This is a genomic window from Fibrobacter sp. UWB11, assembly GCF_900143015.1.
Classification (GTDB): domain Bacteria; phylum Fibrobacterota; class Fibrobacteria; order Fibrobacterales; family Fibrobacteraceae; genus Fibrobacter.
Genome location: NZ_FSRT01000001.1, coordinates 1190226 through 1205569, shown reverse-complemented (window position 1 = coordinate 1205569; position 15344 = coordinate 1190226). Strand labels below are relative to the sequence as shown.

15 protein-coding genes are annotated in these 15344 nt (G+C 43.6%); 6 read left to right on the top strand and 9 right to left on the bottom strand.

Translation table 11 applies throughout. The features are described 5' to 3' along the window. Positions 1-14 precede the first annotated feature (14 nt). The 9 genes from BUQ91_RS05180 to BUQ91_RS05140 form a co-directional block, all read right to left on the bottom strand. Complete coding sequence (locus tag BUQ91_RS05180) at positions 15-2312, bottom strand: MMPL family transporter (RefSeq protein WP_254842250.1); 2298 nt, start codon at positions 2310-2312, stop codon at positions 15-17. 167 nt (positions 2313-2479) lie between these two features. Continuing rightward, positions 2480-3130 (bottom strand): LolA family protein, encoded by a 651-nt coding sequence (locus BUQ91_RS05175; RefSeq protein WP_074208396.1) that lies wholly within the window; start codon positions 3128-3130, stop codon positions 2480-2482. 4 nt (positions 3131-3134) lie between these two features. Further along, positions 3135-3572 (bottom strand): acyl-CoA thioesterase, encoded by a 438-nt coding sequence (locus BUQ91_RS05170; RefSeq protein ID WP_074208395.1) that lies wholly within the window; start codon positions 3570-3572, stop codon positions 3135-3137. Between the two features lie 16 nt (positions 3573-3588). Next, complete coding sequence (gene hutH, locus BUQ91_RS05165; protein ID WP_074208394.1) at positions 3589-5115, bottom strand: HAL/PAL/TAL family ammonia-lyase; 1527 nt, start codon at positions 5113-5115, stop codon at positions 3589-3591. Positions 5116-5129: 14 nt separating this feature from the next. After that, on the bottom strand, positions 5130-6083 hold the full coding sequence (locus BUQ91_RS05160) for a lipid A biosynthesis acyltransferase (protein ID WP_074208393.1): 954 nt from the start codon (positions 6081-6083) through the stop codon (positions 5130-5132). Between the two features lie 2 nt (positions 6084-6085). Then, positions 6086-6835, bottom strand: coding sequence for a glycosyltransferase family 2 protein (locus BUQ91_RS05155; RefSeq protein ID WP_083601146.1), 750 nt, complete (start codon positions 6833-6835; stop codon positions 6086-6088). Next, positions 6828-9218, bottom strand: coding sequence for an ApeI family dehydratase (locus tag BUQ91_RS05150; RefSeq protein ID WP_074208391.1), 2391 nt, complete (start codon positions 9216-9218; stop codon positions 6828-6830). The genes BUQ91_RS05155 and BUQ91_RS05150 overlap by 8 nt, the downstream gene beginning before the upstream one ends. After that, on the bottom strand, positions 9218-9475 hold the full coding sequence (locus BUQ91_RS05145) for an acyl carrier protein (protein WP_072828763.1): 258 nt from the start codon (positions 9473-9475) through the stop codon (positions 9218-9220). Before BUQ91_RS05145 ends, BUQ91_RS05150 begins: the two co-directional genes overlap by 1 nt. 3 nt (positions 9476-9478) lie before the next feature. Then, complete coding sequence (locus tag BUQ91_RS05140) at positions 9479-9754, bottom strand: phosphopantetheine-binding protein (RefSeq protein ID WP_072828766.1); 276 nt, start codon at positions 9752-9754, stop codon at positions 9479-9481. Between the two features lie 107 nt (positions 9755-9861). Between BUQ91_RS05140 and BUQ91_RS05135 the strand changes: the two genes are divergently transcribed. The 6 genes from BUQ91_RS05135 (at position 9862) to BUQ91_RS05110 (ending at position 15235) form a co-directional block, all read left to right on the top strand. Continuing rightward, entirely contained in the window at positions 9862-10953 is a 1092-nt protein-coding gene (locus tag BUQ91_RS05135) for a methyltransferase (protein ID WP_074208390.1), read from the top strand. Position 10954: 1 nt separating this feature from the next. Continuing rightward, positions 10955-11629: a beta-ketoacyl synthase chain length factor gene (locus BUQ91_RS05130; protein WP_074208389.1), complete on the top strand. Its 675-nt coding sequence runs from the start codon at positions 10955-10957 to the stop codon at positions 11627-11629. A gap of 5 nt (positions 11630-11634) precedes the next feature. Next, positions 11635-12405, top strand: a complete 771-nt coding sequence (locus BUQ91_RS05125) for a lysophospholipid acyltransferase family protein (RefSeq protein ID WP_074208388.1) — start codon at positions 11635-11637, stop codon at positions 12403-12405. A 211-nt stretch (positions 12406-12616) separates the two neighbouring features. Continuing rightward, positions 12617-13633, top strand: coding sequence for a hypothetical protein (locus tag BUQ91_RS05120; RefSeq protein ID WP_074208931.1), 1017 nt, complete (start codon positions 12617-12619; stop codon positions 13631-13633). Positions 13634-13648: 15 nt separating this feature from the next. Then, a complete protein-coding gene (locus BUQ91_RS15520; protein WP_139299693.1) occupies positions 13649-14224 on the top strand; it encodes a hypothetical protein in 576 nt (191 codons plus the stop codon). A 12-nt stretch (positions 14225-14236) separates the two neighbouring features. Next, on the top strand, positions 14237-15235 hold the full coding sequence (locus BUQ91_RS05110) for a hypothetical protein (protein WP_139299692.1): 999 nt from the start codon (positions 14237-14239) through the stop codon (positions 15233-15235). The last annotated feature ends 109 nt before the right edge of the window (positions 15236-15344 follow it).

Here is a 15344-nt window from a genome sequence, read left to right as displayed (position 1 = left end):
AACAATTTAGAATATTAACGTTTGGCGCTAAATGGCGAAATAAAGAAACAGCACGAAATGCCAAGCAGTACGGCAAGACCAAACGTATGAACAGGCACAAAGGCACTGCAAGCAAGACTACCAAACGAAATAATCGTTGTCATTGCCGAAAGCATAACTGCAAGAGCTGTTGTCAAATTCGAGCGACCACCTTCTTTAAAAAACAACGCGTAATCAATCCCGATACCAAGCGTGAGAATCACACCGACAATCGCAAAGAAATTGAAATCGATTTCAATGTAACCAAAGATTGAAGCAGCAAAGAGACTTGCCAAGACCGGAGCTCGGATAATCCGAACCGCATCTTTAAATTTATACACAATTACAAGAATCAAGAATACAACCGCATAGGCTATACAAACAAGTTTAAGCGACACATGCGAAATTTTTGTAAGCGCATGATTGATGTTTTGCATTTTGTTCACCGCATAGACATTCGGCAAGCCCTCTGCAATCTTTTGTGCATCAAACTCATCGGACACATGAAGCGGAAGTACCGCGCTATAATATTTGTCCCCGATATGGCCAATCCAAAGCATTTGGAGAAGAAAACTCAATGATTGTGGAAAATCATTCTTTAAATCAACATCAACAAATCTATCGTTTTTGTCAATCTTTTCGAAATCAATAAAATCTTGTGATAAAAGTAAACTTTTAACAAAAATAGAATGGTTCTCCACGCCTATTTCCGTTAAATAATTCCTGACATTAGGTGCAAGCATTTGCGGCAATTCATTATTAATTAAAATCTCTATCCATCGTTTTTTTATTCCAAAAACCAGCTTTTCTAAATCCAAAATAGAACCAGCTTGAAACCTTCCTGACGGGATGATATTCGATACCGCCAAATACGATTTTACCAATCCTTCTTTTTCGGCCTGATTAAGGCGTTCTGTAAGCAGTTCTTCATTTTCTAAAAGGATGTGATCTTGTTTTCCTTCAACAATAAAATAAGACGGTGCAATACCCAAATTGTTTAGTTTCGAGGTCAAAGCTTCAGACGCTTTAATCTCATCATTCATCGTGTAAAAGTTGCCAATATCCGTATGAATATGGAGTTGTTTAAGCCCCGGAAGAAGCGCTAGGAAAAAAAGCGCAAGTATCAATCGGACACCCCACTTGGGGATTTTTGCATAAGCATTGAGAATAGCTTTAGGGAATTGAGTCGGCAGATTTGCAGGCACTGATTGTGCTTCAGTTCCTTCACTAGAAACTATCGAATTTTCAAATACCGCATGGAACAATAGCGTTATCGTCAAGAACGCACTCAACAGACCCACAATCGAGAACACGGCCATTTGGCGCAACAATGAAAAATCAGCAAACGTAAGCGCGATATAGCTGAGTTCTGTTGTCAAGAAACCAAGCAAAAGCCCCTTGATAATACATGAACGTACATTTCGTACGCCTGCTTTTCTATGGACAAAAAAGTGAACCGCGTAATCAATACTCACGCCAATAATGCTTGTACCAAATACAAACGTAAAAACATGAACATTTCCAAAAACAAACCATGTAGATGCAAGCGCCGTAAAAATACCAACAGCAATCGTCGATAGCGTCGCTAGAATTGGAACCGGAGAACGGAATACGTATAAAAGCAACAACAAAATCAGCACAATTGAAACGCCCGAAATCCAAGCAATTTCGGACTTCGCACGATCAGAACTTTCAAAGCTATGGAACGGGACACCCGACTTCGCCACAAGAAGCCCCGGCTGCGCCATTTTCAAGGAATCAAGCACATGATTCATTCGAGCAATAATATGCTCTTCAGACGAAAACGCAGAGACATTTTTGGAGAGGACAGCATTCCACATTACATAAGTAGCATTGGAATCTGTCGCATAAAGTACGCTATCGCGAAGAACAAAGCGGCTCAATGACATCGGGGAATTCTGCACAAAATTTTCGAACGCCGCATCCCCCAGCAAAAATGGATCTTCATCAAGATGATTCAAGTCCGTCATGGAAAATGAACCATAGATTTTTTGGAGAGCCCTATTCTTTAATGATTCAAAATCGCCTTTTGCAAACATTTCACGAATAGTTTTCCCCTGCAATGTATAACGATGCTTAAAGAAAAACTCACGCATTTCATTCATTGCGTTTTCGTTTACAAAAAGTCGAGTTTCTTCAAATGAAGAATCTTCTTTAAACATGCGATCCAACGCAACCGCAGCACTGCGCGCAACCTCGAAATCTTCATGCCCGACAAGAACCGTAATATTTCGCACCGTTCGGGAACTGAGCTCTTTTTCAGCTTCGCTCACATTCTTAATTTCATTGGAATCCGGCAGAATCGAATACAAGTCGGAATCCATCTTCCACGGAACAGAAAGACCGAGAATAATCAAGATGGCGTGAATGGCCACCCACAGAATAATTCCCGTTTTTGCACTCAATCGTATTCCGTTAAAGAACTTCATAAAAATTCGTGTTACGGCGTAGAAGTTTCACGCTTTTGCAGTTTCTTTCCTACAGTCTTGTAATTCAAAAATTCAAGCATTACTGGCGTTTTATCACCATCTGTTATAGTGACTTTGTCAATATTATTGCATGCTTCAATTATAACATTATCAATAACCATGCGGACCATTCCATCACGCGGAATAAGTCCCATTACAAAGCCGCAGGATTTTTTTTCGTAGAATACCTGGAATTTAGATTCCAGTTCTGATATTTTCCCTGAAAAAAACGATTGGATATTTCTAGATAAATCTGTAAAAATAGGATTGTCTTTGGGCAATAGCATGTGTGACTGGCCACTAGAATCGCGTTCGAAAATTCCGCCATTATTAAGCGCCAATTCCGAAAAAATAGGCTTTTGCGTTTTCCAAATAATGCCATTCTTTTTAGAAATCATGAATGTTCCGGTCGATACAAACTTGCGTTTTTTTTGAGGGATGATTTTGGTTTGTTTAAAATCACCAGAAGCAACTTCGTAATCCATGACTTTTGCCAAAGCTCTTTCTAATTCCGGCTTTGACTTTTTATTCACCGGATGACGCAAGACATCAGCGAATGTCACTCCACATCCCCAAATTACACATAAAATTATAATGCAAATATTCCCTTTAAACATTGTCATAACATCACCTTACCGTTTCCTTCGCTAAAAGAGCCTTCACCTTATCCACGAAACATGGCGGGCAAGCCCAAAGCGAATCCTTTGTTTTCATATCAACAGCCATTTGTGTACTTTCTGCTTTCGTAAGCACGACTCCCGTTTCTGCATCCATAAACTTGTACGAGAGTTTCATGCAGACTTCGTATTCCATCAGCGTCACTTCGGCACGAATCTTCTGCATAAAAATCATCGGACGTACATATTTAATATGCAAATCTACAACCGGCCAGATGTAACCGCTACGCGTCATTTCGTTGTAATCATACCCAATTTTACGTAAAAGAGCACAACGGGCAACTTCCATGTACTTTACATAATTGCCGTGCCACGCCACCTGCATAGAATCGACATCGTAAAATTCAACTTGGAATTCGATCGTTTCCTTAATTTTTTTCACAGCCATGCGAATTTAAGTCCTTTTATACAGCGTAAAATTTCTGGCGAATCAGCTCCAGCGTATTGCGCAAATCCTGTTCCAATTGACGGTCACATTCAAGCGGGGCAAACTTGGAAAATACCTGATCGTAAGTCTCTTGAAGATTTTTGAGGCGGTCTTCCGAAATTTCACCTCGTTCCAAGCGTATGCGAAGTGCCTGAGCCGAAGCCAGAAGCGTTGCCGCTGCCACCTGTTCCGAAAGCTCCAAGACGCGGATGCAGTCGCGGGCTGCAATCGTACCCATGCTGACCTTGTCCTGGTTGTGGCATTCCGTCGAACGGCTGAACACGCTCATCGGCATCGTCAAATGCAAAGCTTCTGCCGTCCAAGCAGATACACCAATCTGCACTGCCTTAAAGCCGTGATTGATATCGTAATCGCCCTTGCTCCCCGCAAGATTCGGCGGTAAGTTACGATTAAACTTGATATCGACAATCATAGCCATCTGACGATCCAAAAGGTCCGCAATGTTTGCAACCATATTCTTGAGCGTATCCATCGCAAGGCAAATATGCCCGCCATAGAAATGCCCACCATGGAAAATATTCTTTGTGAACGGATCTACAATCGGATTGTCATTGGCACTGTTGAGTTCAATTTCAATCAGTTGGCGCAAGAACGCGCTAGAATCATAGAAAAGTCCAATCACATGCGGAGCGCAACGCAGAGAATACGGGTCTTGAATCTTTTCAGGAACAACATTCTTGGCAACATCAAGATTCAGCGCACTGCGAATTTTCTTTGCAGCCAAGCCCAATCCCGGATGCGGTTTAGCCTCGAATAAGCGTTCGTAATAGTGATACGCATTCCCCTTCATGGCAACCGTTATCATTGCCGTAATTCGGCAAGCAAGGTCGCACAAGTATTCAGCGCGCGAAAACGCCATGCATGCAACGGCATTCATCGCAGCCGTTCCATTCATAATGGCAATCGCTTCTTTAGGGCGGAACTTGTGGGGCGCAATATTCAATTCCTTCATCACATCCAAAGAAGGCCTACGTTCCCCCTTGTACATCACATTGCGTTCACCAATCACAGCCCCCGCCAAATACGAAAGCGGAGTCAAGTCGCCACTTGCCCCCACGGAACCTTCCTGCGGAATAAGCGGCAAAATATCGTTCTGCAAAAACTGCGTAATGATTTTCAAAAGCGCATAGCTCACGCCCGAGAAACCTTGCGCAAGCGTATTCAAACGCACCGCCATAATTGCACGGGTTGTCTCTGCATCAAAATAATCGCCGAGACCGCATCCATGAAAACGCGTCAAGTTGATCGGGAGCTGGCTGTAATGTTCCGGCGGCAACACCTGCGTGCAGGAATCACCATATCCTGTTGTCACGCCATAAATGCCACCATGTTCTGCAAGCGCTTCGTCCAAGAATTCTGCACCAGAATCAATCTTTCTCTGGAATTCCGCAGAACTATCAAGTTCCACTGCGACTTGCTTTTTCGCAATCGCAACAACATCTTCAATCGAGAGCTTACCGCTTCCAATAACGACGGTTTTCATTTAATTGTTCTCCACTATTTATCTAACCTGTCCCAAAAATCGTAGAAATTGTACCACTGATAAGGATGTTCTTTACACAGCCTTTCCAACAGCTCAGTGTATTCCTGCAATAGCATTTTCAAGCGCATAGGGCGTTCCTTGCGCAAACAGTCCAAATTCGTCTTGGCACGTACCACATGCATTTCATAAGGCGAACGGATATTAAAGTCATGTTTGCGAATCGCAAATACAAAATAAACGGGAACATTCAGAATACCCGCCAATGAAAAAGCGCCTTCCGGAAAATTCGCTGTTTCACCCAGGAACGTCGTTTCGAGCACGCGACTGCGTGTATGGGCAGACGTGCGATCCCCCGCAATCACCACGAGATTTCCATCTGCAATTTTCTCTTTCATCCAAATGGCAGAATCGACATCAATGGAATTGGCATCAATCACATTTTCCATCAGTTCAGGATTCAGTTCACGCAAAAGCGCATTGAACTTTTTCGATCCCGACAAATCGACTACCGGGAAAACCTGAAACTTTCTCGATGTATGGAACTCGCCATATTCAGTGAGCGAACGGAGCATTTCCATATTGCCTAGATGCGAACAAAGCAGAAACGCGCCCTGCCCTTGATTCATTTGCGAAACGAGCATCTGCAAGTCGTCATTTTGCGATTCAATCTGATTGAGCTTGATAGCGCCCTTCCAGCCTCGTAACTTTTCGACCATCGAAAGCGCAAACGAAAGGATGTGCTTATACGTTCCAAACGCACCCACGCGTACGCCCAATTTTCGCAAGTGTTCCAAATAAATTTTCGAACGCGCACGAACAGGTGCAGCCCCAAGCCAGAAAAAGAAGCATATTACAGCCGTACACAATTCAACAAGAAACAACGGCAAATGGCACACGACCCAAAGCATAAAACGGAAATGCCAAACACTTCCGCCAACTTCTTCGATTTCGGACCAATGCTTGCTCATAACTATTTCTTTTTAAACAAGCGACGGGACAAAAGTAAAGGGAGCCTAAAGAGCATACCAACGCAAAGCATCGTATGTGTCATTGAAATTACAACGTTGTCATGGAACATTCTAAAGTTCGAAACACCGTCTTTCGGGTAATTCACCTTCACCGGGAAAAAACGCATCTGCACGCCAGCCCACGCAAGTCGAACAATAATTTCGATATCAACACCCATGCGCTTGTTATGCAAACGTTTCATCACCGGCCAAGACGTTTTAAGCGGATACACGCGAAAACCGCACATGGCATCGAGAATTTTGAGCGAAAGCGTTTCGATTGCCACCCAGAAATTCGTTATCTTGCGCCCCTGTTCTCGAGCCTTGGGCACAGATTCGTCGTATTCTGGATAACCGCAAATCAAGTATTCTGGATGTTCCTTCGTCTCGTTTATAAAAAACGGGATTGCATTCATATCGTGCTGGCCGTCGGCATCGACTTGCAAAGCGTGCGTAAAGCCCGCCACAACCGCCGCTTCCATGCCAGTTCGCATAGCCGCACCTTTGCCGAGATTGCATTTATGCGTCACAAGTTCGACATTCGCAAATTCTTTTGCAATTTCAAAAAGAACTTGGTGACCTTCGGGCGTATTGCCATCGTCAATGAGAATCACGGGAATGTTCAAATCGACAAGCGATTTCACGACATGACGCGACGCTTTTTCGTGGCGATAAACAGGCACGATGGCACAAACTTTTACCGTGTTATCCACGATTTTGGCCCTCGCCTACGTTACCTGTTGAAACGTCCATCATCAATGATCCATTAGAATACGAAGTTTCGCCATCAACGCTCGTGTATGCGAACGTCACCTTGCCAGCTTCCGCATCGTACGTGATTTTCACCATTACAGGAACGTCCGGCAAAATGGGATTTGCAAAACGCGTACGATTCATTTTCGAAAGATTCTTGGGCACGTCCAAGAAGTTCCGCGCAAGACGCAAAACCATATCCACTTGTACCACTGCAGGCAATAATTTGAAATCCGGGAAATGTCCGTCAAAGTAATCGCTCGTCGCAGGGAACAAAAGCTTAGCGGTCAATGCACCCGGTTCACGGCGGAACTTGAGAATCTTGAAGTTCGGACTTTCGGCAAGGCCAAACAGCGCCTGGATATCGCGCATGCGAATCTTGCCTTCCGTGTTCTGCGGAAGTTCTTCGAGATAGCGCCACTTCTTCGGCGAAACCGTATTTTCGATAAACTTGAGCAAGTAACCGTGGAAATAATTATTGATAGCAAGTTTCGGTGAATCTGCAAACTTTTTACGCCCAGCTTCGTTCAGTACAATTGCAGCGGCCAGGTATTGGCGTTTCCCCACCATCGGCACAACGCGCACGTCTTGCACCAAGCCTGTTTGCTTCAAGCGCATTTCCACTTCTGGGAGCGAAATGCGTTTTTCTTCAATCTTCACAATTGAATCCGAACGGCCCTTAAGCAAGAATCGTCCATCATCGTAAAGGTCCACCAAATCACCTGTGGTAAAGCCTTCGGGTTCTAGGATATAGCTCGACTTGATGTTCAAACAGCCGTTTTCAGCAACGCTCATCTTACAAACTTCAAACGGAGTCCACACGGCTCCATTCTTGGATTGCCTATAAGCAATGCCACCCGTCTCGGTACTGCCGTAAATTTCCATCGTCCAAAATCCCGTCAGTTCACAAGCTTTACGCGCCACTTCTTCGGGCAACGGGCCTCCAGACGAATAAATAATCGGAGTACATTTAAAGTCAATCGGTTTGTCCGATTCAGCTGATAGACGTTTTAAAAACGCAGGGCTCGAAGCAATGACCGCAGCCTCTCCTGCTATGTTTGCAAGTTCTGTCGGGAAATCAATGCGGTGCCTACGGAACGGTAGCCCAGTCGCTATCGGCAAAAGCGCCGTAAACAACAAACCGTAAATATGATGGTGGTTGACCGTACTATAAACCTTGCGATTTACCCAGTCATTTCCAAAGACTTTTACCAATTCAAAAAGTTCATTTTCGAACTGCAAAAAGAGTTTATACACGGCCTTAGGTTCACCTGTCGTGCCCGACGTGTACATCACCATCTCAGCCTTGGATTTGTCGAACTTGCTGAACTTGATTTCGCTGGCTTTGTCACCATCTGAACCGCGCGAGTATTCACCAGCAAGTACGTCCTGAATCAAGGTCATGGGCATCTCGCCCGCATTCGATACATTCCCAGCAAACGGTTCATCCGTCAAGAACCCATATTCCGGCTTCTTGATTTCCTTGATAAATGCTTCTTGGCGATTCGCAGTTACAAGCGCTTTGCGCCCGCTTTGAAGCATCGCCAGCAAAGCCACCGTAAAGTAATACGAATCTTCGCAATGCAAAATCCACGGCACATTCTCACGAGCTTCCAAATAATATCTCACCTTGGATACATCGCTTACAAAATCGGCCCAAGTCTTATTTCCGGCATCACCTTCACCAGAACTAAAACTGACAAGCGCGCCGCTTGGACGGGAATCCAATTCCAAATCGCATACAGGAATGTAAGACTGCATTTTTTTCTGCATCATTTTTCGAACCAAATATTCCATAGTAAAGAAAATCCCGATTAAAATGTAAGAAATAAGCCCGTTGTACAACGACCAAATTTTATCGGAACCTACGAAAACTGTAAATGCAGCGATAGAACCGTTCACAATGAAAAAGATGCACCAAGCAATTGTCACTTTTCGGCAATATTCTTCCACCGCTTTAAACGAAGGAGATTTTTCCAAGGTCTTGTCATGAAGAGTTGCCGTGCGGAACGCAAAACTGGGTGGTCTCCACAACGTAAAACCAAAGAACGAGAGCAAGCTCAAGTTCACAAGCACAGGGTAAAACTTGACAAATAAAATGTTATTTGCAAAAAAAGCGACCGTTGCGCATACAAAAATCAGCGCAACAAAAGCCCCCGTCCGCCCACGCTCCGCTTGGGACTTGCTTTGCGTAAAATTCAAGAAATGATAAAAAGCAAGCGCTAAAAGCATAATGCTTAAGCGCCGTGGAGAAAGTCCCCAGTAATTAAGCCCGCAATAGACAATTACCGGATACAAAACAGAAATCGCGGTAAAGAGAATCTTTCCCGCCATAGGTTTCATTACCTATTTTCCGAATTTTGGACAAGATTATAAACACCATCGACCACGTTTTGAAGAGTGCGCATTTTTTTGAATGATTCCGGGTCAATGTTTCTCGGCAAAAACGACTTCAACTTGACAATCAAATCTACGGCATCGATACTATCGAGTTCCAAATCCTCGTAAAGTCGAGCTTCTGGGACAATGCGCTCCTCTTCCAAGTCGAAATCTTCAATAAGGGCTGCCTTAATCTTTTCGAAAATGACTTGTTTGTCCATGAATTAGCCCTTAGAGTTTGCAGAAATGTAATCTGCAAGTGCATTTACCGATGCAAAATGCTTCTTGGTTTCTTCCTTAACAGTAGAGAACGTAACGCCAAAATTTTCCTTAATGGCAATGCCCAATTCCAAAGCATCAATTGAATCAAGCCCAAGCCCTTCGCCAGCTTCGTTCTTTCCAAAAATCGGAGCAGAATCTACAATATCGGCAGGCGTGATATCTTCAAGTTCAAGGGATTCAATAATGACTTCCTTAATACGGGTATTCAAATCGGACATTTTACTAGCGACCTCAATCAAGGTTTATTTTCTTGAATAGGCAATATAGAAAAATAATTTTATATTAATGTTGCTTTATCCTTTCATGATTTCGCTACAGAGATAACATGTTCGATTTTTATAAAAACGATACTATCGACGCCGTAAACGCCAAGTTCGAAGCGCAAAAAATTGCTTTTGCCCCCCTTAGTTTCCAGGCTGCCCGCGCTCTTAGGAACATGGGCATTTTAGACGAAATTAGCAATGCCCGCAAAAAAGGAATCACCATCTCGGAATTGTCCCAAAAGCTTGGAATATCGCTTTATGGCATTGGTGTGCTGGTCGAGATGGGGCTTGGCATGGGTGCCATTAAAATCCACAAGGATTCTAGCGAAGACGATTTACGTCTCACGCTTGGTAAAATCGGTTTTTTCCTCATGAAAGACGAAATGACTCAAGTGAATATGGACTTTTCAGAAGACATCTGCTACCGCGGTGCAGAGAATCTCGAAGAATCCATCCGCACAGGGAAACCTGCTGGGCTCCCGCACTTGGGACCATGGAAAACAGTGTACGAAGGTCTTTCACAGCTCACCGAACAGCAAAAAAAGAGTTGGTTTGGCTTTGATCACTTTTACTCCGATTTAGCTTTTCCCGAAGCTCTCCCAATCGTTTTCGAAAATCCCGTAAAACGTCTTTTCGACATTGGTGGAAACACTGCAAAATGGGCAATCGCCTGTTGCAGATACAATGATGATGTTAAAGTGTCTATCATCGATTTGCCGGGACAAACCGCAGTTGCCGAAAAGAACGCCGCAGCAACCGGTTTTGCCGACCGCATAGACACTATTTCGTGTAACGTTTTAGATGATTCGACCGCGTTTCCTCAAGGAGCTGACGCCGTCTGGATGAGCCAGTTCTTGGACTGTTTTTCGCTTGAACAAGTCACGAAAATCTTGACGAAAATTCACAAAGCCGCAACACCGGATACAGACATTTATGTTCTGGAACCACTTTGGGACAAGCAACGTTTTGAAGCAGCAGCCTACTCTCTGCAAGCCACATCGCTTTACTTCACCTGCATCGCCAACGGTAACAGCAAGATGTATCGCTATGCAGAACTCAAGCACGCCATTGAAATTGCGGGATTCGAACTGAAAGAAGCGCACCACAATGTAGGCCCCAACGCCTATTCCCTCCTCCGTTTCCGCAAAAAGTAACATGGCCAAAGTCTTTATCGAAAGAGTTGCAAGTTTTATTCCGACCGAAGCGCAACCCAAGCCAGACGTTTCATTCGTCCCGATGCTTACGCGCCGGCGTTTAAGTTCTATTTCACGAATGGTCGTTCTTGTCAGTGATCAGGTTTCGCGCGATTCTCGCAGCAACAAGTTTGAACCATGCAAGGTGACGTTCGCATCGCAATTTGGCGAAATCAACCAGCAACTCAAAATTTCGCAAGCGCTCATCGATACAGGCATGGTTTCGCCTGCACATTTCAGCCTTTCTGTATTTAACGCTTCAATTGCAAATGCAACAATTCTAGAATCCAATACTGCAGGCTATTCTGCTGTATTCTCCGGAAAAGATGCGTTTACTACAGGTCTTGCAGATTGCATTGCGGCACTCGAAAACGAGTCCTGCGATACGCGCACATTTATATTTGCAGATGAACTTATTCCCGAAGTTTACGCCCCCGTAGCTGGAGTCCCGTATCCAAACGCGGTTTGCGCAATTGCTTTAAGGCTTACTACGGAAGAATCTAAGGCGGATCCAGCATTGAAAAATGTAGACGTTACAAGCCAACTGGCATACCTTAAAATGCTACACAATAACTTCGATACGGCCGCAGAGCAAGCAATCGCATTTCTCTGTGCCATTAATATGCAACGGTCGTAACGCAAATGGCAAAAATACGCTACATCATACGAGTTATCGCAAAGCTGTTTTGTTTTGCGTTTTTCGGATTCAGTAGCCTGATTCTTGCGATTTTTTTGTTCCCGGTTATGCACTTGCTTTCGGGGTTTTCGGAACAAAAATTCAAAAAAATGGCGAGGAAATTCAACCATCGCTATTTTAAAATTTTCGTCAAAATTTCAATAATTCTAGGCATCGTTCACCTCACCGTAGAAAACAAAGAAGCGCTCAAAAACATCCAATCGAAAGTCGTGATTGCAAACCATCCTTCCATTTTTGACGTGGTCATACTCTTTTCGCTAGTTCCGAACGCAGACTGCATTGTAAAAGGTGAACTCATTCAAAATAAATTTATTTCTCTTGTTATAAAGAATCTCTACATTCCAAATAACATTCCTTTTGATGAGCAATTGGAACAAGCAAAGAAATCGATGGACGAAGGCAATAACCTTATTATATTCCCCGAAGGGACTCGTTCTAAGCCGAATGAATCCTGGGAATTCAAGAAAGGCGCTGCACGATTTGCACTTTATTCCAAAAATGATGTTATTCCAATTTTCTTTGGCGGTAACGAGAAAATTGGACTCCGTAAACACGATAAATTATTGCAATTTCATCCAACAGAAAAGTATTTGTACAAATTGAAAGTTCTTGCGCCAATTTCTATAAATGAATATGCAGACATGCCAATGACCAAAAGTGCGACCAAATTGACGCATAAAATGAAAGAAATTTTGGAAAAAGAACTCGAAAATTGACTTTTTTATCTTCAAAATACGCATTTTAGCGTGTTTTTTTGCCCGCTTATCAACAATTAGTCCGTTTACTGCAAAAAAAACTTTTCTTTTTACCTTATAATTACTAGATTATGTCTAAATAAGGACTCTTTTTTACTTAAAAATTGCATATTCATGACTTTTATGAAAATGCAAAAATAAGTGGAAAACGAGCAAACAAAAGGATATGAATATGAATTGCGTCAAGAAGCTTTTAGCAGCAACACTTGCTCTTGCAGCCTCCATTTATGCAGCAGAGCGCGTTTATTTGGCTCCGTTCAGCATGGTGGGCTTGAATGAAGATTTTGGCATCGCCGCCGAAAAACTCATGAATGCATATATTGATGACAATGGTCGCTATGTTTTGGTCAACTACACCGAAGAAGATTCTGTGAAAGCCGGTGACCGCGAATCCGCCAACAAGATTGCAAAAGATAAGAATTGCACCAAGTTTATCTTGGCTGAATTCACCCGACTTGGCGAAAACGTCATTACGGCGTTCAAACTCTACGATGTGAATAACGAATCTCCGGTTTGGAGCGACCGACTCAAGGCCAAGAACCCCGATGATTTCGACCCGATTATCCAGCGTGTGGCCAAAAATATCGGTACAAGGCGCAAAGCAACTAACGATGACGATATCTACACGGTCACCGAACAAGAAACCAAGAATCCGAAAAAGAAGGGCGTAACTTCTTATTGGGGCGGTAAGATTGTGGGCTCACTCCCGCTTAATCCGTCCGAAGCAAAAATGGATGCTGGACTTGGTGCATTTGTCTTGTACGATGCAAAGGATCTCCTCTTCGGTTTTGACTGGTCTATGAGCAACTTGGGCGATAATGGTGACAGAACAACACTTATCGACTTGACCCTTTCTGCCTTCTATGCATTCAATACATCGAATATTTCTCCGTTTGCAGGCGGCGGTCTCTCTTACAGTATGCGTATGAACAACAATGATGGCCGCTACGTTAATGGTCATTACGTTGATGACTCTGAAGCAAACGGTATTTCCATGCAGCTCGGCGGTGGTGTCTTGTTCAACCGCGCAAGCCGAGTCATGTTCATCACTCAAGTCAACTACTTTATCGACTTCTTTGAAACTCCGTTCATCGAAATTAAAGAAGACAAAGGCAATACCAATGTCATCGAAAAGAAGCACTATATGAACGGCTTCAAGTTCAGCCTGGGCCTTGCCATCGGTTTCTAACGTTGGATTCTTAAAATGAAGACCAGAGTATTACCCATTTTGCTGCTAACATCCATGTCACTAAACCTGACTGGATGTTTCTCTGGGCGCACTAACGTCGTTGCAACCCAATACGCATCAAGGCCCTATGACATTTACCTCAATGGTAATTTGGTCTGCAAGATGGGAAACGACGACGATTGTTCGTTCCAAACTCGAGGAACTAGAGCTGGCGGCATACTGGAAGCTTACTTGGACGGACAGAGAGTCGGTTCAATTGAAGTCCATCGTAGCATGTCTTTTGCTACTCTTTTGTGGGCCCTTCCGACTTATACCTTATCACTTTGGCTTTACCAAGCCTATCCGGATGAAATTGAAATTCCTATCGACACCTATGTGCTGAGACAGGATTACAAAGGCAATTCTACCGAATCCGTAAGCGTCTGGGATCGTCCGTACAATACAACGAAAAAGGCCCAAAAGAAAGTAAAGCAGGAAGAAACGACACCGGCTGATGTCGAGGAACCTAAAGCGGTGCGCGGCGAAAGTGCCGAACCGACCGAAGAACCTTCGTACGAAGAAACCGCCCCTGCTAAAAGCGTTTGGGACTAATGAGGTACCGACATGATGAACAGGCTTAAAACACTTTTTATAGTGGCTCTTGCATTTACTGCATTGACTTACGCCACTGAGCGAGTTTATTTGGCTCCGTTCAGCACTGTCGGTATTGATAAAGACCTTGGTATTACAACCGAAAAGCTCATGCACGCTTACATTGATGAGAATGGGCGCTATGTTTTGGTCAATTACGCTGAAGACGACTCCGTGAAAGTTGGAGACTACGAATCGATCAACAAAGTTGCGATTCAAAAGAACTGCTCCAAGTTCATCATGGCCGAATTCACACGTCTTGGCCAAAGCGTTGTCACATCGTTCAAATTGTATAACGTGAATAACGAGAAACCGGTCTGGAGTGACCGCCTCAAAGCGGCTAATCCAGACGATTTCGACCCGATCATCGAACGCGTTGCCAGAAATATCGGTTCCAAGCGACTCACCACAGACGATGACGATATTTACACAGTCACAGAACAGGAAACAATAAAGCCTCGCAAAAAAGGCATTTCGGGCTATTTCGGTTTGAATATCATTGGAGATCTTGAGCTTACCCCCAATACGAATATGCTTGCAGGGATTGGCTTGTTTGCGCTCTTTGATGCAAAAAAAATCTTTTTCGGTTTAGACTTCACCTTGACCAACATGGGTGACGAACTCAACAAGCCTACATTCTACGATTTTTCGCTTTCTGTCTATTATCCGTTCGGTTCATCAAACAACACTCCGTTTGTCGGCGGTGGACTTTCTTACAGCTGGCATATTACATTCGATGATAACGACGAACTCCCCTACACTGCAGAAGAGCTAAGTACGAACGGGCTTACCGGATTTGTGGGCGGTGGTATATTGCTTAATCGAGCTAGCAGTGTCGCATTCCTCTTGCAAGCCAAATACTTCATCGACTTTTTCAACACACCTTATGTCGAAGAAACATCTTCAAAGAAGTACAAGAAAACGAATAAACACATCCAAGGCTTAAAATTCAGCATTGGAATTGGATTCTAATTTTTATCATTGTCCGTGAAAATTCAGTTTGAGTTTCACGGCTTTTTTTGAGGTACGAGTTGACTAAAATTTATGCAATTTACGCAGCTGCATTTCTGTTCTGCTCATG